Below are 17,234 nucleotides of genomic sequence, written 5' to 3' on the forward strand. Positions count from 1 at the left end.
ATGCCGTACAACTTATCCACAGCTGGCCTCCAGGACGATCCGCCCGCTGGAGCAGGGAGCCCCGTCATTGAGGTAGGCGAAATACAGTTTCTGGCGCTGGGCATCGAAACGCAGGTTCAGCTGGATGCGGTCGCCGGGGCGTACCAGTTGCTGGAACTTCAGCACTTCCATGCCGGCGAAGCGGCCCGGCAGCTCCAGCAGTTGCTGGCCCAGGGCCAGGGCCCAGTCCACCTGCACCACCCCCGGCAGCACCGGGGTCTGGGGGAAGTGCCCGCTGAAGTACGCCAGGTCCGGCGGAATGGCCAGTTGCAGCTGCCACTCCTCCTCGTGCTGCCGTTGCTCCAGCACTTCCGGGGCTTGCGGGCGTGGAGCCAGCAGCAGGGCCTGGACTTGCGCCTGGGGCAGCTTGCCCTGGCTGTTCAGCGGCAGTTGCCGCACCAGGCGCCAGCGCCGGGGCAGGGCCAGGGCTTCGCAATGCCCGGCCAGATGCTGGCGCAAGGCCTGGGTCAGGTGGCGCCGGCCCTGGTTGCGCAGGGCATGCAGGCCGGGCTCGCTGAGCACCAGCAGGGCGCCGAGGTAGGCGCGGTTGTCTTCGATCACCCCGAGCCGCGCTTCCGCCACCCATTCGTGGCTGGCCAGGGCCTGCTCAAGCATGGGCAGGGAAATGCGTTTTTCTTCCAGCTTGACGATGCGATCCAGGCGCCCCAGCAGTTCGAAGCGCCCGTCGGCGGCGATCCGCGCGGCGTCGGCCGTGTGTTCCACATGCCCGGCCGGCAGGTAGGGCGAGGCGATCAACAGCGCGCCGTCGGCATCCTGGCTCAGCCGTACATCGGCGAAGGGCTGCCACAGGCCTGGCCCCTGGCGCCAGGCGATGCCGCCGGTTTCCGAGCTGCCGAGGATTTCCGTCGGCCATTGCTGCAGGCGCTGGTGCAGGCCGCTGGCCGCTTCGGCGGGCAAGGCTCCGCCGGAGGAAAATACCCGCCGTACCTGGCTCAGGGCCGGCCAGTCGAGGTTGTCGCCCATGCGCTTGAGCAGGGCCGGGCTCGCCACCCAGGCAAACGTCGGGCACTCGCGGCTGGCCCGTTGCAGGTCTTCGGGAAATGGCAGCTGGCGGCGTACAAAAGGCCGCCCGGCGCACAGTGGCCAGAGCACGCGGAACAGCAGGCCGTAGATGTGCTGGGTGGCGACGCTGCCGATGATCCAGGCCTGGCCCAGGTCGGCGCCCCACAGGTGCTCCAGGGCGACGACCTCGTTGGCCAGTTGCCGCAGGTTCTTCTCGATGCGCTTGGGTTCGCCGCTGGAGCCGGAGGTGCACAGGCTCAACTGGCAGGTGTCCGGGTCCAGCTCGGCCGGGGCCAGGGGGCTGGCCTGCAACTGGTGCAGGGGCGTGTCCTGGTCGGTCAGCCACAGGTCGACTTCGCTCGACCAGCGCTGGCGGGTCTGGGCTTGCAGGTCAGCGGGCAACAGCACGCTGGCCCCGGCACGCCAGGCGCCGAGCAGGGCCACCGCCAGTTCCACGGCGTCTTCCAGGTGCACCGCCAGGCGCCGTACGCCACGGGCTTGCAGGGCAGCGGCCAGGCTCAGGGCCTGTTCCTGCACGGCCCCCAGGTCGATGGCCGGCGCGGCGCTGACCGCTCGCGGCGTATGTAGCTTGAGCAACAGCTGCTCAAGGGGAATCCAGTTCATCTACGGCCTCTTACCCGTTGTCGTAACAGCCATTCAATGGCAAACAGCAGGCCCATCAGCCCGTAGGCGATCAGGCCGTTGTACAACGTCCACCAGCTCAGCGGCGCCCACAGGGTCAGGGCCGCGGCGAGCATTCCGTTACAGAGGAAAAACACGCTCCAGGCGACGGTCACCTGGCGCGTATAACGTATGGCCTTTTCCGGCAATTGCGGCTCGCTGATGCGGGCCAGGCGCTCTGCCACCGGGGGGCCGTATTTCAGGCTCAGGCCGAACAGGCCGAGCATGAAGGCGCTGATCAGCACCGGGTACCAGCGCAGCAGCGCCGGGTTGTCGAACCAGGCCAGCAGCAGGCAGAACGCGATCGCTGCAATGGCCATCCACAGGCTGCCGGGGCGGCGTTCGCCGGTCAGCGCCCGGGCCAGCCACAGGCCGCCCAGCAGCAGGCCGAACTGCCACGGAGCGAAATGCTCCATGCCGAAGTACACCGCGAAGGGGTAGAGCAGGCCGGCCAGCAACAAGCCCAGGCCGATCAGCCGGCTCATGCGGCCGGCTGGACCAGACGGTAGACCGCCTCGACCACGTCGTTGACGGTGCGCACCGACTTGAATTCCTCGGCGGCGATTTTCTTGCCGGTCTGGCGCTTGATGTGGTCGATCAGGTCGACCGCATCGATGCTGTCGATTTCCAGGTCTTCGTACAGGTTGGACTCGAGGCTGACGCGCTCGGGCTCCAGTTCGAAGAGCTCGACCAGGGCATCGCGCAGGGTGTTGAAGATATCGTCACGGGTTTGCATGGTCGGTTCTCAAGCTGCCTGTTTTGCAGTGACGAACGCCGCAAGGCTCGCCACGTTGCTGAAGTGGTTGCGGGTGTCCTTGGCGTCGGCGTCGATCTTGATGCCGTACTTCTTCTGGATCGCCAGGCCCAGCTCCAGGGCATCCACCGAGTCCAGGCCGAGGCCTTCGCCGAACAGCGTCTGGTCGTTGCCGATGTCCTGGGCACTGATGTCTTCGAGGCCCAGGGCGTCGATGATCAGCAGTTTGATTTCAAGCATCAGGTCCGGGTGTGTATCGCTCATCTCTGGCGAGCTCCTTAATGAAAAAATGGTGCAAGTGCTCATTGAGCTTGCGCGAAGCCTGGGGCGCCGGGCCCTGGGCTGCAAAGGTCTGTGGGTCTATATCGGCACCGACGTGAAAACTGAAGTGCACACGGCGTTGCGGGATGCGGTACCAGGGTTCGGCCTTGGTCAGGGTGCTGGGGCTGACCCGGATCACCACCGGGGTGATGATCTTCGCACCGCGCAGGGCAATGGCCGCCGCTCCCCGATGAAAGGCCGGAGCGGCACCCGGCTGGGTGCGGGTGCCCTCGGGAAAGACGATCAGGGTCTGGCCTGCTTGCAGCGCCCCGCAGGCACTGTCGAGCATGTCCATGCTGCCGTCGTTGCTGATGTACTGGGTGGCGCGCACCGGGCCGCGGGTGAAGGGGTTGTTCCACAGGCTCTGCTTCACCACGCAGTTGGCGTCGCGGACCAGGCCGATGAGGAACACCACGTCGATCAGCGAGGGGTGGTTGGCGATGATCATCTGCCCCGGTCGCCCGAGCCGCTCGGCGCCCTGGACCTCATAGGTGAGCACGCCGCTCCTGGCCATGAAGCGGATAAACAGCCAGAACAGCCGGCTGACGGTCTTGCGCGCCCGCTGGCGCTGGCGCTGGGCGTCGCCGGGCAGGCAGGCGAGCAGGGGGAAAATCACCAGGCGCAGGCACAAACCACCTATTCCGAACAGTGCAAAGCTCAGCGCCGTGGCCGTCAGGCGCCAGTAGTAGGCATTGCGGCCCTTGGCGCTCAGTGGTTGCGTTGCCAGGTCCATACACGATTCATCCAGGCATGTTGGCAAAAGGTCTGCGCGCCCAGCAGGGTACGCAGCAGATTCAGGGCGTGGGGCCATTGGGCCCTGGGCGTTTGACCGTCATGGCTGCCCAGGGACAACTGCCAGTCGTCGCCGGGGGTCAGCAGCAGGCCCAGGGCATAGGGAAACGGCACGTCGTCGATCCAGCTGGCATAGGCCTCGGGCGGTTGTTCCTCGGTGATCACCAGCAGTACATGGGGGGCGCCGTCGGCCAGCAGCGTGGCCGCCTCCAGCAGGCCATGCTCAAGGCCATCGCCGGCAGCGGCCAGGGCCGTCATTTCGCTGGTTTCGCCGCGCATGATCGACCACAGGCCGATCACTGCGTTGTGTACCGAGAGGCTGAACTGGGTGGGCGACAACGGTTGCTCGGCGGCCAGGTCGCTGAGAATCTCGAAGGTGCGCGGGGTTTCGCCATGCCGGGAGATGAACACCAGCGGCAGTTGTTCCAGGCCCTCGGCCAGGGGCCAGCCGACGCTGAACGCCATGCGCGCCAGGCGGCTGAGACGGCGCCGCTGCATGGCGGGGAGAAAGGACACATCGGGGGCGGCATCGCTGTTTTCAGGCAGGGCCGGTTGACGGCTCCAGGCCTGCCAGGCGTCCACGCTTTCGAGCCCAGGGGCCCACGCACGCCATTGAGCGATGTTGAACTTGATCACTTGATTTCATCCCGCCCCTGCGGGCTTCCTTGACGCGGCATATCGCTTCGATCGGCGATTGGCCTGAGTGACGCGAAGGCGTCAGTGGCGCGCATTATCCCGGTGCGACTGGCTTGTAGCAAATGCTCCTTGGCCTGTTGGTCGCAAAAGCGAAAAATCCGACGCGATGCGAGGTGTCTTTTTGCCACTATCTGAAGTCTTTCAGTCCCAGGTCGGCCTCGGGGCCGACATTGCCCGGTGTTTGTGCCAGGGCTGCGGGCAAGGAAAATCTGTGTGACAGCAAGGTAGCTAAGGGGCCGCGTGGCCTACTACACTCGGTGATCTTTGATACAGGGAGGTCTAGACATGCGGCGTGTGGTGTTCAATCAGAAAGGTGGCGTGGGCAAATCCAGTATTGCCTGCAATCTGGCGGCGGTCAGCGCCAGCGAGGGCTATCGCACCTTGCTGGTGGACCTGGATGCCCAGGCCAACTCGACCCAGTACCTCACCGGCCTGACCGGCGAGGACATTCCCATGGGCATTGCCGATTTTTTCAAGCAAACCCTGTCGTCCGGACCATTCGCCAAGAAAAACCAGGTGGATATCTACGAGACCCCCTTCGACAACCTGCACGTGATCACGGCCACCGCCGAGCTGGCGGACCTGCAGCCCAAGCTTGAGGCCAAGCACAAGATCAACAAGCTGCGCAAATTGCTGGACGAACTGGCCGAGGATTACGACCGGATCTACCTCGATACCCCGCCGGCCCTGAATTTCTACGCGGTATCGGCGCTGATCGCCGCTGATCGTGTGCTGATCCCCTTCGACTGCGACAGTTTTTCCCGCCAGGCCCTGTACGGCCTGCTGGCGGAGATCGAAGAGCTGAAGGAAGACCACAACGAGGGGCTGGAGGTCGAGGGCATCGTGGTCAATCAGTTCCAGGCCCGGGCCAGCCTGCCGCAGCAGATGCTCGACGAACTGATCAGCGAGGGCCTGCCAGTGCTGCCGGTGTACCTGGGCAGCTCGGTGCGCATGCGTGAATCCCACCAGGCCAGCATGCCGCTGATCCACCTGGACCCACGACACAAGCTGACCCAGCAATTCGTCGACCTGCACAACCTGCTGGAAAACGCCTGACCCTCAAGAGGCCATGAGCACAGGGTTTGGCCTGCGGCTCTTGGCGCTGCGTCAAATCCCCTGGCTGCGCAGCCAGCTCAACAATTGCGGCAGTGGCAAGGCGCCGCTTTGCCGGGCTACTTCCCGACCGTTCTTGAACAGAATCAGGCTGGGGATCGAGCGAATCCCCAATTGCCCCGCCAGCTGCGGGTTGGCTTCACTGTCCAGCTTGGCCAGGCGGCACTTGCCGCTGAGCTGCGCGGCGGCTTGCTGGAAGACCGGCGCAAAGGATTTGCACGGCCCGCACCAGTCAGCCCATACATCCACCAGCAACGGCAGGTCGCCCTTGATCTGGCTGGCGTAGTCGCCCTGTTTCAAGTCAAAGGGTTTGCTCAGCAAGACCTCGGCCTTGCAGCGCCCGCACTTGGGGTGGTCCCCCAGGCGCTCGGCGGGAATGCGGTTGAGGCCGTTGCAGTGCGGGCAGGGGATCAGCAGTGGGTCGGACATGGTCGGGCTCCGCAAACAGGGTAGAGCGCCTTAGATGGCGGCGCCCGGGGGCAATATCAAGTCGCAGCGGTCGGCCTGGAGCCGTTGCGGCTCCAGGGCTCATGCGCTGGGCGGGGCCAGTTCGACGCTGACCAGGCGGTCCATGGAGCGGCCGATGTAGAAGGTAAAGGGCCGCCCCAGCGCCATGGCCATGCCCTCGCACCTGCCCATGAAGCCGATGTGTTGCAACGGGGAAATCTCCCCGTCCTCGTGGTACTGCAGGCCCAGGGAGCCGACGCTGAAACCGACGCGGTCGGCCCGGCGGTCCGCTCGCGTGTCCCAGGAGGTCTTGATCGCGGACAGCTGGATGCGGTTGTCGAACAGCATCTGGTTGAGCGTGGGGTTGGCGAAAGTGATGTTGCCGAACAAGTATTGCGCCGGTTCGCGCTTGCCGTCTTTCCACTCCAGATACACGTTGTAATCCCCTGTGCCGCTACCGGCCTTGCTGCCCATCTGGCTGAACGGCATGCCCGGCGCCTGGAGGGTGGCCTGGTATTGGCAGAACGCCTCGTTGGGCGTGCCGGTGGCCGCGAGCTTGCCGCTGATCAACTCCTCCATCGAGTAATGAAACAGCACGTCGGCGTATTTCACCGGCTCCAGCGCCAGGGAGAAGCGTCGCGGCAAGGCCATGGCCCTTTTGCGGTACTCGGGGGTGGTGTATCTCCCGGTTTGCGGGGCGATCTCCAGAACGGCTTCGAAGGTGCCGGCTGCGCGTGCCTCGACAATTTCGCTGAACAGCGCTTGCAGGCGCTGGCGCTGGGGTTCGGGCACGCTGCTGTCCAGGCTGATATGCAGGGTCTTGTCGTCCTTGCGGTCCATTTCCAGGCCGATGGCGTCGGGTTCGATGCCGATCCCGGCGGCCATCTGAGTGATGGCCTCTGCGAAGTACGGCACTATCCGGGCCTGCTGGGGGTTACCCACTTCTTCCTGGAAATGCAGGGTGAGGTAGGTCTGCTTGCAGCCGGTCAGCAGCATCAGCAAGAGGGCGGCAGTGGAGAGACGTCGGTTCAATGGAAATCCTCGTCGCATAGTGGCTGTTAGCGGTAATCGACGCTGGTCAGGCGATCCAGGGTCCGGCCCATGTGAAAGGTGAACGGCCGGCCCAGGGTCTGCATCTTCTGGTCGCACAGCGCTTGCAGCTCGTCCTTGCGGGTGTCGAAGGCCAGGGCCGAGGTCAGGGTCTGGACGCCGATGGAGCCGATGACGATGGCGAATTCGTCAAGGGGCACCGGGGCGGGCCGGGTGATCTTCGAGCTGGATGGCCAGGCCTGGACGGTTTTGTGCTGCAGGAGCCGGTTCAGGTCCGGGTCATCGAAATGTACCTTGAGTGGCACCTTGGCAATGCTGCCGCCGCGGGTCAGCAAGGAGATCAGGCCGCGCTCGCTGTTGTCCTGTTCAAGGGCTTCGTAGGCGATCAGTTTCAAGGGCCTGGGCATGGCCAGGCGCGCGGTGATCTTGCAACTGACCGGGCCTTCGATTTCGCTCGCGTTGACGATGGCCTGCATGCTGTCTTCGTAGCTGCGGTCCAGCAGCATGCCGAACTCCGGCTCGAACGCCAGGGTGGCGTCGATGTTGTCCGGCAGGTCGCTGGTGCCGGAAGGGGTGACCTTGGCATGGGCGTTGTCCAGCTCCAGGCGCAGGTTCATCGAGCTGGCATTTCGCGCGCTGACGACCTGTTCGAGGATGGCCTTGAGGCTGCCCCGTTGTTCCGGGCTCAGGGAGTAGTCCACCAGGCGCAGGTGAATGACCTTGTCGTCCTCCTGGTCCCGCTCCAGGGCGATGGCGTCCGGGTCCAGGCCCTGGGCGCCGAGCGCGGTGTAAATGCTGTGTTTGTACGCCTCGTGCACCAACTGGTCGGAGTATTGCGGGCCGGCCTTGGGGTCGGAGCGCACCGACTCCTGGAAGTGCAGGGTGGCGAAGTCTTCCTTGCATCCGGCCAGCGACAGCAGCAGGGGCAACAGCAGCAGGTAGCGACGTTTCATGGCGGACTCTTGCAGGGCAGCGATGGTGGCAGGGCTCGGGGCATGGGCGAGCGGTGAAGGTGGCAGCCAGGCCGCCAGTGCGTCATTGGGCCAGGCGATGTCCGTTGAGGCCGATGACCACGGCGAACTTCTTGGCGATCACCACTTCGGCCTGGTTGTTGTCGGCCAGGAAGCTTTCCATCGGGAAGGGAAATTCCACGGGAATACCGGCGATCGACATGTGTTTCACCGACTGGACCTGCAGTTCCAGCCCGTCGCTCGCGGTGCCGCCGCTAATCAGATAGACGCTGTCGCTGATCGGCTTGTAGGACATGCCGCCGCTGCCCTGGATGCGTTGCAGGCTGGCGGTCTGTTTGGCCAGCTCGTCCAGTTCGGCCTGGGTAATGCTGCGGTGCGCCTTACCGTGCAGGTGCAGGTCCTGCAGGTTCATACGGTACTTGGCGCGGCGGCTCAGGTAGATGACGACCGACACCAGGCTGAAGACGGCAAGGGCGAGGGTGGCCAGGGTGAAGAACAGGTTCATGTGCATCCTTGCAGGTACTGGAAATCAGGGCGCGCATTATCCCTGCCCGTCAGTGGTGGGTCCATGCGCAATCCCAGGTTGAGCCAGTGCTGGACGGCAAGCGCCTGCTCAACCTGCGGCAGGTCCGCAGGTTGGCCTAGGGCTTGAAGGTATCGATGGACAGCTTCGCCCGACTCAGGACGAACAGCTGATTTCCAGGTGCTTGCCCCACTCCGGCGGGCGTTCGGCGTAGCTGTCCATGCCGGGCTGTTCCTCGAAAGGCCGGCTCAGCACCTGATGCAGGCGGCGCACTTCGCTGTAATCCCCGGCTTCTGCGGCGTCGATGGCTTTCTGCGCTAAATAGTTGCGCAGGATGTACAGCGGGTTGACCGCGTGCATGCGCTCGCGGCGCAGGTCCTGGCCCTGGATCGGATCGCGGGCGACCCGTTCCCGGTACAGCCCGGCCCAGGCGTCGAAGCCGTTGCGGTCGACGAAGTCGTCCCGCAGCCGTGCCAGCGCCTGCTCCGGGGCGTGCTCCCCCAGCCGGCGGAAGAACAGGCTGTAGTCGACGCCGCTGTTCTGCATCAGTTGCAGCAGGCGTTCCACGAGCTTCTGGTCGTCGTCCTCGGCCTGGGTGAAGCCCAGGCGCCGGCGCATCAGGTCCAGGTAGTGGGCCTGGTACAGCGGCAGGAACAGGCCCAGGCTTTCGCGCAGCGCCTCGACACTGATGAACGGGGTCAGGGCCTGGGCCAGGGCGCTGAGGTTCCACTGGCCGATGGGTACCTGGTTGCTGAAGGAGTAGCGCCCCTGATCGTCCGAGTGGTTGCAGATGAAGTGGGCGTCGAAATCGTCGAGGAAGGCGAAGGGGCCGAAGTCGAAGGTGATGCCCAGGATCGACATGTTGTCGGTGTTCATCACCCCGTGGCAGAAGCCATAGGCCTGCCATTTGGCAATCAGCTCGGCATTGCGCTCGACGATCTCGCGAAACATCGCCAGATAGGGTTCAGGCAGCTCTTGGCACTCGGGGAAATGCAGGGCCAGTACATGCTCCCCCAACTGCTTCTGCTGCTCGGGTTTCTTGGTGTAGTAGAAATACTCGAAATGGCCGAAGCGGATATGGCTCGGTGCCAGGCGCAGGACCATGGCCCCGCGCTCCTGCTTCTCGCGCCATACCGGAGTGTCCGAGCCGATCACGCACAGTGCGCGGCTGCTGGGAATGCCCAGGGCATGCAGGGCCTCGGAGGCAAGGAATTCGCGGATCGACGAGCGCAGCACCGCGCGGCCATCGCCCATGCGCGAATAGGGCGTCTGGCCGGCGCCCTTCAGGTGCAGGTCCCAGTGTTCTCCCGCCTGGTTGTAGACCTCGCCCAGCAGCAGCCCGCGGCCGTCCCCCAATTGCGGGTTGTAGGAGCCGAACTGATGCCCGGAATAGACCATCGCCCGGGGCTCGGCCTCGGCCCACAGCTTGTGCCCGCCGAACAGTTCGGCGAACACCGGGGTTTCGGCCACGGCCGGGTCCAGGTCCAGCAGCGCCATGGCGCCAGGGCTGGCGGCCACCAGCCGCGGGTGGTCGAGGGGTTCGGGCAGTACGTGGGTCGAGAAGGCGTCGCCCAGGCGGGCGAAGCGGTTGTCGAAGGTCAGTTCGTCGAGGGCTTTCAACGGCCATCTCCCAGCAGAATGTCCGAGTATTCTGCTGGGGAAAGAGGCCTTAGTCGAGTTTGCTGGCCGGCGGTTCCTGCAGCGGCTTGCCCTCGGCCACCGGGACTATGGTCTTGGCCTCGGGTTCGATGGGCACCATCTTGTATTCCTGGCCGTGGAGGTTCTTCAGGTAGACCTCCATCTGCCGGAACGAGATGTTGATGTGCTGTTTCTTGAACTCGCGGTTGATGAAGCGGTTGACCTCGTCGACCACCGGGTTGCGGTCCCCCAGCTCGCGCACGTGCATGCGCAGCTCATGGTCCAGGGTGCTTTCACCGAAGTTCAGGAAGTACACATGGGGTTCCGGCTCCTTGAGGACCCGCGGGTTCTCCCGGGCGGCCTTGAGCAGCAGTTCCTTGACCAGGTCCAGGTCCGAACCGTAGTCGACACCGAGCTTGAGGGTCACCCGGGTGATGGTGTCGGTCAGCGACCAGTTGATCAACTGCCCGGTGATGAAGGTCTGGTTGGGGACGATGATGTCCTTGCGGTCGAAGTCGGTGATGGTGGTGGCGCGGATGCGGATCTTGCTCACGGTGCCCGACAGGTTGCCGATGGTGATGGTGTCGCCGATCCGTACCGGGCGCTCGAACAGGATGATGATGCCGGAGATGAAGTTGGCGAAGATCGCCTGCATGCCGAAGCCCAGGCCCACGGACAAGGCGGCCACCAGCCATTGCAGCTTGTCCCAGCTGACCCCCAGGGTCGACAGGGTGGCGACGAAACCTATCCCGGCGATGGCGTAGGACAGCAGGGTGGTGGTGGCATAGGCGCTGCCCTGGGCCAGGTCCAGCTTGGACAGCACCAGTACCTCCAGCAGGCCAGGCAGGTTGCGCGCCAGGGCGAAGGTGATGCCGACGATGATCAGCGCGCCGATGACGTCGCCGATGCTGATGGGCACCATGCTCATGTTGGCGCCGGTGCCGCTGGTGTATTCGTAGAGGGTGACGTTGTCCAGGTAGGAGAACACCGTGATCAGGTCTGCCCATACCCAGTACAGCGCCGCCATGAAGCCGCCCAGCAGGGCCAGGCGGATCAGGCGCAGGGATTGCTCGTTGACCTTCTCGATATCCAGGGTCGGCTCTTCCACCACCGCCTCGCCGCTTTCCCCGGCTTCCTTGGCGGCCTGGCGCTTGCTCAGCGCGCGCTGGTAGGCCAGGCGCCGGGCCGCCACGCTCAGGCCGCGGACGAAGGTGGCCTCGATCACCAGCCAGAACATCAGCAGGTACAGGGTGTTGATCAGCCGGTCGCTGAGTTTCAGGGCGGTGTAGTAGTAGCCGAAGCACACGGCGATGAACAGGGCGATCGGCAGCAGGGTGAAGAGCACGCCCACGGCCTTGCGGAACAGCGAGGTGTTCTGGTGGGTCGGGCTGCTCAGCAGCAGGCGGCTCAGCAGCCAGGCCATCAGTGCATAGCAGGTCAGCACCACGGCGATGCCCAGCACGTCCTCGGCCAGGGCTGCGGGCTGGTGCTCGGCCACCGCCACCACGGCCACCAGTGCCAGGACCACCAGCCCCAGGCGGCGGACCCAGCCCTGGAGGAATTCCACCTGGGGTTTTTCCCAGCGGAAATGCAGTTCCGCCACGCCGCCGGGGGCGAGGATCCGATAGGCGGTATAGAACACCAGCCAGGCCTGGGCGATCTGCAGCAGCGCGGCGCCGAGGTTGGCGTTCTGCCCACGGGCGTCGATCTGCAGGGCGTAGCCGCACAGGGCCAGGACCAGGGTCACCGGCATCGCCAGGAGGATGTTCACCAAGATCGCCAGTGGTGTGTGCCACTGGCTGTCGCGTTTGAAATGGCCGATGTCCTTGTGCACCTTGTTCAGGCGCGCATACAGGGCCTTGCGCCGCCACAGCAGGGCGCCGAACAGCAGCGCCAGGGGCAGGAACAGCAGTGGCCGCTGGGCCAGGCCGTCGGTCAGTTCGCTGAGGCTGGAGGCCCAGGGCAGGGTAGTGACCTGGCGCTCCAGGCGCACGGGGACGCTTTGCAGCCACTCGGCGTCCAGCGGCTTGTTGCTGGGGATCCAGAACATCTGCTCGTCGAGGGTCGCTCGCAGGCTCTGGGAGGTGCTGAGCAGCTGCTTCTGGTTCAACTGCAGGGTGATGGATTCATTGAGCAGCGCGCTCAGCTCGCGGTTCAGGCGTTCCAGCAGGTCGGCGCGGGTGATGGCGAGATCGATCAGGGTCCGGCGCAGTTGTGGCGTGACCTGTTCCGGGGGTTGGTTCTTGAGCAGGTTGTCGACGTAGGTGCTGGGGCTGCCCAGCAGCTCGCGCTGTTGATTGACTTCGAACTGATAGAGGCGGATGTCGGCGATTTCGTCCGCCAGGTCGCGGTCCAGTTTCAGGCGCGGCAGGGCCTGCTTCTGTTTATAGAGGATCTTCGACAGCAGCAGGCTGCCCTTGAGCACGTTGATCTGCTCGTCCAGGGCCGCATCGCTCTGGGTCACGCTGTCCAGCTGCTGCTTGGTCAGCAGGTTCTGCTGGGTCAGTTCGTTGAGGCGGTCGGTGCTTTTGAGCAGGTAGTCGGAGAGCCTGAGGTTGCTGGCGCTCTCGGTGGCCAGCAGGCTGCTGCTCCCGGCCTTCTGCGCCTCGATGGACTGCTGGGTCACGGTTTCCTGGGACTGGGCCAGGCGCTTCTGGTTGATCAGGGTCTGCAGGTCCTGGATTTCCTGCTCCAGGCGCGCGGTCTTTTCCATCAGCAGGTCATGCTGGCTACTGCCCAGATCCTGCAATTGGCTGTTGCCGGCCAGTTCCTGGCGGCGCAGGGGGATCAGCGCGTTGATCGCTGCCAGCTCGGCGTTGAGCAGGTTGCGCTGGTCGGCGCTGAGCAGCTTGCCGCCGTCCTTGCCGGATTTGAGTGCGGCGTTGATCTGCAGGATGCGCGTCTGGCTGCTGCTGATCTCCGCCTGGGCGCGCTCGGGGCGGGTCTGGGCGGTGATGTCCAGGGTATTGGCGTCGGCCAGGGCCTTTTGTAGGTCGCCCTGCAGGCTGGTGCGCTCGGTCAGCAGCTGTTCGAGCTGCGATACCGGCAACGAGCCGTAGCGCTGGATCACCGGGACCACTTTGCTGGCTTTCAGGCGGGCCAGTTCGCGCTGGTTTTCCGATGTCTGGCGCGGGGCATTGCTCAATTGCTGCTTGAGATCGCTCAGGCGCTGCTCATAGTTCTGCTTGTTGGCCAGCTGATTCAGGGTGTTCTGCAGCAGGGTCTGCAGGGCCTTCTGGTCGGCCTCCGGCAGTTTGCGCTCGGCGATCTTGTCCAGGCTCTGCTGGACCGCCTCGGCGCTGGGCGGGTCACCGCCCTGTACCGCGCCGACAGAGAGGCTCAGGCCCAGCAGGGCAACAGCGAAAAATTTACGCAGGATAGGCATAGAGGTCGGTCAAGCAAGTAGGAATAGGGGGCGCCATGCCGGGGGCTGACGCGTTCCGCAGTTTAGAGGAAGAGTCCGGGGCCGGGGCGACTTCCTTCGGGGAATCTGACGCCGACCTTGCCGATCTTGTTCCCGTCCATCACGGCCACGGTCCAGATGGTGTTGTTCCATTCCACCTGGTCGCCGACCACCGGTGCACCACCGACCTTCTGGGCGATGAAGGCGCCCAGCGGCATGTCTGCGTCCTGGCCGTCGAGCTTGAGCCCGTAGAGCGCCGAGACCGCGCCCAGCTGGGCATCGCCCTCGAGCACGAAGTCACCGAAGAAGCGCAGGTCCAGGCCGCGTTCCGGAGCCTGGCTGAAGAGTTTGCCCAGGGCCGGGAGGTTGTGTTCATGGCCGATCACGCACAGCAGATCGTCGGCTTCGAGCACCGTACTACCCGACGGATGGAGCAGTTGCTGGCCACGAAACAGTGCGGCGATGCGCGTGCCCTCGGGCATTTTCAGCTCCCGCAGGGCGGCGCCGATGCACCATTTCTCCGCCCCCAGGCGGTAGACGAACAGCTCCCACTCGCTGGTGACGTGGACCTCCAGGGCCGCCCGGGAGATCGGTGCCGGCTCCGGTGGAACCGTCACCTTCAGCCACTTGGCCACCCACGGCAGGCTGGTGCCCTGCACCAGCAGCGAGATCAGGACGATGAAGAACGCCAGGTTGAAGTACAGCTGGGCATTGGGCAGCCCGGCCATCAGCGGGAACACCGCGAGAATGATCGGTACCGCACCGCGCAGCCCGACCCAGGAAATGAAGGCCTTTTCCCGGCCATGGAAGGCCTTGAACGGCGCCAGGCCCACCAGCACCGACAGCGGTCGGGCGAACAGGATCATCCACAGCGCCAGGCCCAGGGCCGGCAGGGCGATGGGCAGCAAGTCGTGGGGGGTGACCAGCAGCCCCAGCACCAGGAACATGCCGATCTGTGCCAGCCAGGCCATGCCGTCGAGCATGTGCAGGATGCCGTGGCGGCTGCGTACCGGGCGGTTGCCGATCACCAGGCCGCACAGGTACACGGCGAGGAAGCCGCTGCCGTGCAGGGCGTTGGTCAGGGCGAACACCACCAGGCCGCCGGCCACCACCAGGATCGGGTACAGACCGGTGGCCAAGTGGATGCGGTTGACCAGTTGCAACATCAGCCAACCACCGCCCAGGCCGATCACCGCGCCGATGCCGAACTCGCGGATCAGGTCCGTCAGCAGGCTCCAGTGCAGGCCGGTGTGGCCGCTGGCGAGCATGTCGATCAGGGTCACGGTGAGGAACACCGCCATCGGGTCGTTGCTGCCGGATTCGATCTCCAGGCTGGCGGTGACCCGCTCGTTGAGGCCCTTGCCCCCCAGCAACGAGAACACCGCGGCGGCGTCGGTGGAACCGACGATGGCGCCGATCAGCAGGCCCTGGATCAGGTTGAGGTCGAACAGCCAGGCGGCTGCCATGCCGGTCAGGCCAGTGGTGATCAGCACCCCCACCGTGGCCAGGGACAGCGCCGGCCACAGGGCCACGCGGAAACTCGCGACCCGGGTACGCAGGCCGCCGTCCAGCAGGATCACGGCCAGGGCCAGGTTGCCCACCAGGTAGGCGGTCGGGTAGTTGTCGAAGATGATGCCGCCGCCGTCCACCCCGGCGGTCATGCCCACGGCCAGGATGATCACCAGGATCGGGATGCCCAGGCGCGATGAAAGTGAACTCACCAGAATGCTCGCACCTACCAGCAACGCGCCGATCAAGAACAGGCTGTTGATGGTCGTCGCATTCAAAGGCAGTACTCCAGGGCGAAAAAGGCGGGCGCAGGCTGACCATGCAGTCTGCGTGCCAGCGATTCTAACCTGTTGAAATACGCCACTGTCAAAAAGCTTTTGGCGACAGTGGCGGATTCCCCAGGTGTGAATTCCGGCGCCGTTTTACCGGCGCCATCCAGGGCTGGCGGCGTGTTTCAGAGGCGGAAGCGGGCAACCATGCCGTTGAGGTCCACGGCCAGGCGCGACAGCTCGTTGCTGGCTGCACTGGTCTGGTTGGCACCGGTGGAGGACTGCACCGACAAGTCGCGGATGTTCACCAGGTTGCGGTCCACTTCCCGGGCCACCTGGGCCTGTTCTTCAGCGGCGCTGGCGATCACCAGGTTGCGTTCGTTGATCTCGATGATGGCGCTGTTGATGGTGTCCAGGGACAGGCCGGCACCCCGGGCGATATTCAGGGTCGATTCGGCTCGTTCGGTGCTGTTGCGCATAGAATCCACGGCGTGCTCGGTGCCGCTCTGGATGCTGCCGATCATGCGTTCGATTTCGCTGGTGGACTGCTGGGTGCGGTGGGCCAGGGCGCGGACTTCGTCGGCGACCACGGCAAAACCGCGACCGGCCTCACCGGCACGGGCGGCCTCGATGGCGGCATTGAGGGCCAGCAGGTTGGTCTGGTCGGCCAGGCCGCGAATCACGTCCAGTACCTTGCCGATGTCCCGGGACTCGTTGGCCAGGTCGCCGATCAGGCTGGCGGTGCCCTGCACGTCGGAACTCATGCGCTCGATGGCCGACACGGTTTCCTGCACCAGGTCGCGGCCGTCGCCGGCGGAAGCGGTGGCATTCTTCGAGGCTTCGGAGGTGCTCACCGCGTTGCGCGCCACTTCTTCCACGGCGCTGGTCATTTCATTGACCGCGGTGGCGGCCTGTTCGATCTCGTTGTTCTGCTGGGTCAGGCCGCGGGCGCTTTCCTCGGTGACGCTGTTGAGCTCTTCAGCCGCCGAAGCCAACTGGGTGGCGGAACCGGAGATGCGCTGCAGGGTGTCGCGCAGTTTTTCCTGCATCTTGGCCATGGCCTGCAACAGGCGCCCGGCCTCGTCACTGCCATCGACCTTGATCGGCCGGGTCAGGTTGCCCTCGGCGATTTCCTCGGCGGCGCCCAGGGCGTTGGCGATGGGCTGGGTGATGCTGCGGGTCAGCAGCCAGGCGAAGAGGAAGGTCAGGCCAGTAGCCAGCACCAGCAGCGCCACCACCAGGTTGAAGGCCGAGGAGTACTGCTCGGCGGCTTGCTGGTTGGTGTCCACGGTCTGCTGGGTGTTGATCTCCAGCAAGCGGTTGAGCACGGTGTTCATGGCTTCGGAGTTGTTCAGCAGTTCGGTATTGAGCAAGTTGCGCAGCTCATCCACCTGATTGTTGCGCGACAGGCTCTTCATCCGCTCTTCGATCTGCCGGTACTGGCCCAGCAGTTGGAGGTACTGCTCGTAGGCGGATTTTTCTTCCGGGCTGGTGATGAATTTTTCGTAGATGACCTGGGCGGCGCGGATCTGCTGGTTGCGCATTTCCAGCAGTTCGATGGTCTTTTGCTGCACGTCCGGCTCACGGTTCACCAGCAAGCGGTAGGACAGCACCCGCAGGCGCAGGGTCAACTGGGTGAATTCGTCGAGGCTCTTGATGCTTGGCACGCTGCTCGACGTGATGTCTTCGGCGGCGCCGCGGATCTTGCTCATCTGGTTCAGGGCGAACACCCCGAGGATCAGCATCAAGCCGCCGATCATGGCGAAGCCGAGGAAGGCCCGCGGAGCGATATTCATATTACGAAGGGACATGGTAGGTACCAAAAAGGGCGCATCCGTGCGGGGCTTGAGACTGACTCTACCGTGACTTATCGGTCGTACGACTAAAGTCTTGAGTCTCGCCGTGGATTAAGCCTGTCCGGTACCTGCCTGCTGGGGTGCCTTGAACGCCACCCTCACCAGCCCCCACCGCTCAACGGCGGGAGCTGGAGCAGGGCGCAAGGGCT

At 64.8% G+C, this 17,234-nt stretch carries 15 protein-coding genes and 1 pseudogene; 1 reads left to right on the forward strand and 15 read right to left on the reverse strand.

The features are described from left to right. Positions 1-12 precede the first annotated feature (12 nt). Genes PFLCHA0_RS02410 through PFLCHA0_RS02435 form a run of 6 tightly spaced genes read right to left on the reverse strand, consistent with a single transcriptional unit; the run spans position 13 to position 4,246 of the window. Positions 13-1,686: an AMP-binding protein gene (locus PFLCHA0_RS02410; protein WP_015633887.1), complete on the reverse strand. Its 1,674-nt coding sequence runs from the start codon at positions 1,684-1,686 to the stop codon at positions 13-15. Further along, the gene (locus PFLCHA0_RS02415) at positions 1,683-2,228 is read right to left on the reverse strand and encodes a COG4648 family protein (RefSeq protein WP_011058849.1); all 546 of its coding nucleotides are present in this window, start codon (positions 2,226-2,228) and stop codon (positions 1,683-1,685) included. Before PFLCHA0_RS02415 ends, PFLCHA0_RS02410 begins: the two co-directional genes overlap by 4 nt. Continuing rightward, on the reverse strand, positions 2,225-2,479 hold the full coding sequence (locus PFLCHA0_RS02420; RefSeq protein ID WP_011058850.1) for an acyl carrier protein: 255 nt from the start codon (positions 2,477-2,479) through the stop codon (positions 2,225-2,227). Before PFLCHA0_RS02420 ends, PFLCHA0_RS02415 begins: the two co-directional genes overlap by 4 nt. Before the next feature lie 9 nt (positions 2,480-2,488). Then, positions 2,489-2,761 (reverse strand): phosphopantetheine-binding protein, encoded by a 273-nt coding sequence (locus PFLCHA0_RS02425; protein WP_011058851.1) that lies wholly within the window; start codon positions 2,759-2,761, stop codon positions 2,489-2,491. Next, on the reverse strand, positions 2,730-3,551 hold the full coding sequence (locus PFLCHA0_RS02430; RefSeq protein ID WP_011058852.1) for a lysophospholipid acyltransferase family protein: 822 nt from the start codon (positions 3,549-3,551) through the stop codon (positions 2,730-2,732). Before PFLCHA0_RS02430 ends, PFLCHA0_RS02425 begins: the two co-directional genes overlap by 32 nt. After that, positions 3,527-4,246 (reverse strand): beta-ketoacyl synthase chain length factor, encoded by a 720-nt coding sequence (locus tag PFLCHA0_RS02435; protein WP_011058853.1) that lies wholly within the window; start codon positions 4,244-4,246, stop codon positions 3,527-3,529. Before PFLCHA0_RS02435 ends, PFLCHA0_RS02430 begins: the two co-directional genes overlap by 25 nt. Positions 4,247-4,591: 345 nt before the next feature. Here PFLCHA0_RS02435 and PFLCHA0_RS02440 point away from each other — a divergent pair, with 345 nt between their 5' ends. After that, a complete protein-coding gene (locus PFLCHA0_RS02440; protein WP_011058854.1) occupies positions 4,592-5,362 on the forward strand; it encodes a ParA family protein in 771 nt (256 codons plus the stop codon). Positions 5,363-5,413: 51 nt separating this feature from the next. Here the strand turns inward: PFLCHA0_RS02440 and trxC are convergent, their stop codons facing one another. The 9 genes and pseudogenes from trxC to PFLCHA0_RS32205 all read right to left on the reverse strand — a co-directional run. Further along, complete coding sequence (gene trxC / locus PFLCHA0_RS02445) at positions 5,414-5,848, reverse strand: thioredoxin TrxC (protein WP_015633888.1); 435 nt, start codon at positions 5,846-5,848, stop codon at positions 5,414-5,416. 99 nt (positions 5,849-5,947) lie between these two features. After that, on the reverse strand, positions 5,948-6,898 hold the full coding sequence (locus PFLCHA0_RS02450) for a hypothetical protein (RefSeq protein WP_230493584.1): 951 nt from the start codon (positions 6,896-6,898) through the stop codon (positions 5,948-5,950). A 26-nt stretch (positions 6,899-6,924) separates the two neighbouring features. Next, positions 6,925-7,869 carry a hypothetical protein gene (locus PFLCHA0_RS02455; RefSeq protein WP_015633890.1) on the reverse strand — a complete coding sequence of 315 codons (945 nt, stop codon included), beginning with the start codon at positions 7,867-7,869 and terminating at the stop codon, positions 6,925-6,927. Positions 7,870-7,951: 82 nt separating this feature from the next. Next, complete coding sequence (locus PFLCHA0_RS02460; protein ID WP_015633891.1) at positions 7,952-8,392, reverse strand: IgaA/UmoB family intracellular growth attenuator; 441 nt, start codon at positions 8,390-8,392, stop codon at positions 7,952-7,954. A gap of 174 nt (positions 8,393-8,566) precedes the next feature. Further along, entirely contained in the window at positions 8,567-10,030 is a 1,464-nt protein-coding gene (gene selO, locus PFLCHA0_RS02465; protein WP_015633892.1) for a protein adenylyltransferase SelO, read from the reverse strand. A gap of 49 nt (positions 10,031-10,079) precedes the next feature. Continuing rightward, positions 10,080-13,433, reverse strand: coding sequence for a mechanosensitive channel MscK (gene mscK, locus PFLCHA0_RS02470; protein ID WP_011058860.1), 3,354 nt, complete (start codon positions 13,431-13,433; stop codon positions 10,080-10,082). A 62-nt stretch (positions 13,434-13,495) separates the two neighbouring features. Next, the gene (locus PFLCHA0_RS02475; protein WP_011058861.1) at positions 13,496-15,238 is read right to left on the reverse strand and encodes a potassium/proton antiporter; all 1,743 of its coding nucleotides are present in this window, start codon (positions 15,236-15,238) and stop codon (positions 13,496-13,498) included. A 176-nt stretch (positions 15,239-15,414) separates the two neighbouring features. Next, positions 15,415-16,287 carry a methyl-accepting chemotaxis protein gene (locus PFLCHA0_RS32200; RefSeq protein ID WP_370059463.1) on the reverse strand — a complete coding sequence of 291 codons (873 nt, stop codon included), beginning with the start codon at positions 16,285-16,287 and terminating at the stop codon, positions 15,415-15,417. Positions 16,288-16,317: 30 nt separating this feature from the next. Further along, positions 16,318-17,040: pseudogene (locus PFLCHA0_RS32205) on the reverse strand (MCP four helix bundle domain-containing protein); the annotation flags it as partial. Positions 17,041-17,234 lie beyond the last annotated feature (194 nt).

It is taken from the genome of Pseudomonas protegens CHA0, assembly GCF_000397205.1.
In the GTDB taxonomy this organism is placed as follows: domain Bacteria; phylum Pseudomonadota; class Gammaproteobacteria; order Pseudomonadales; family Pseudomonadaceae; genus Aquipseudomonas; species Aquipseudomonas protegens.

Bases quoted from the DNA above. Each gene is read 5' to 3' on its own strand.
- PFLCHA0_RS02425 (WP_011058851.1), bottom strand. From the start codon at position 2,761: ATGAGCGATACACACCCGGACCTGATGCTTGAAATCAAACTGCTGATC.
- PFLCHA0_RS02415 (WP_011058849.1), bottom strand. From the start codon at position 2,228: ATGAGCCGGCTGATCGGCCTGGGCTTGTTGCTGGCCGGCCTGCTCTAC.
- PFLCHA0_RS02430 (WP_011058852.1), bottom strand. From the start codon at position 3,551: ATGGACCTGGCAACGCAACCACTGAGCGCCAAGGGCCGCAATGCCTAC.
- PFLCHA0_RS02440 (WP_011058854.1), top strand. From the start codon at position 4,592: ATGCGGCGTGTGGTGTTCAATCAGAAAGGTGGCGTGGGCAAATCCAGT.
- PFLCHA0_RS02455 (WP_015633890.1), bottom strand. From the start codon at position 7,869: ATGAAACGTCGCTACCTGCTGCTGTTGCCCCTGCTGCTGTCGCTGGCC.
- trxC (WP_015633888.1), bottom strand. From the start codon at position 5,848: ATGTCCGACCCACTGCTGATCCCCTGCCCGCACTGCAACGGCCTCAAC.
- PFLCHA0_RS32200 (WP_370059463.1), bottom strand. From the start codon at position 16,287: ATGGCCAAGATGCAGGAAAAACTGCGCGACACCCTGCAGCGCATCTCC.
- PFLCHA0_RS02410 (WP_015633887.1), bottom strand. From the start codon at position 1,686: ATGAACTGGATTCCCCTTGAGCAGCTGTTGCTCAAGCTACATACGCCG.
- mscK (WP_011058860.1), bottom strand. From the start codon at position 13,433: ATGCCTATCCTGCGTAAATTTTTCGCTGTTGCCCTGCTGGGCCTGAGC.
- PFLCHA0_RS02460 (WP_015633891.1), bottom strand. From the start codon at position 8,392: ATGAACCTGTTCTTCACCCTGGCCACCCTCGCCCTTGCCGTCTTCAGC.
- PFLCHA0_RS02420 (WP_011058850.1), bottom strand. From the start codon at position 2,479: ATGCAAACCCGTGACGATATCTTCAACACCCTGCGCGATGCCCTGGTC.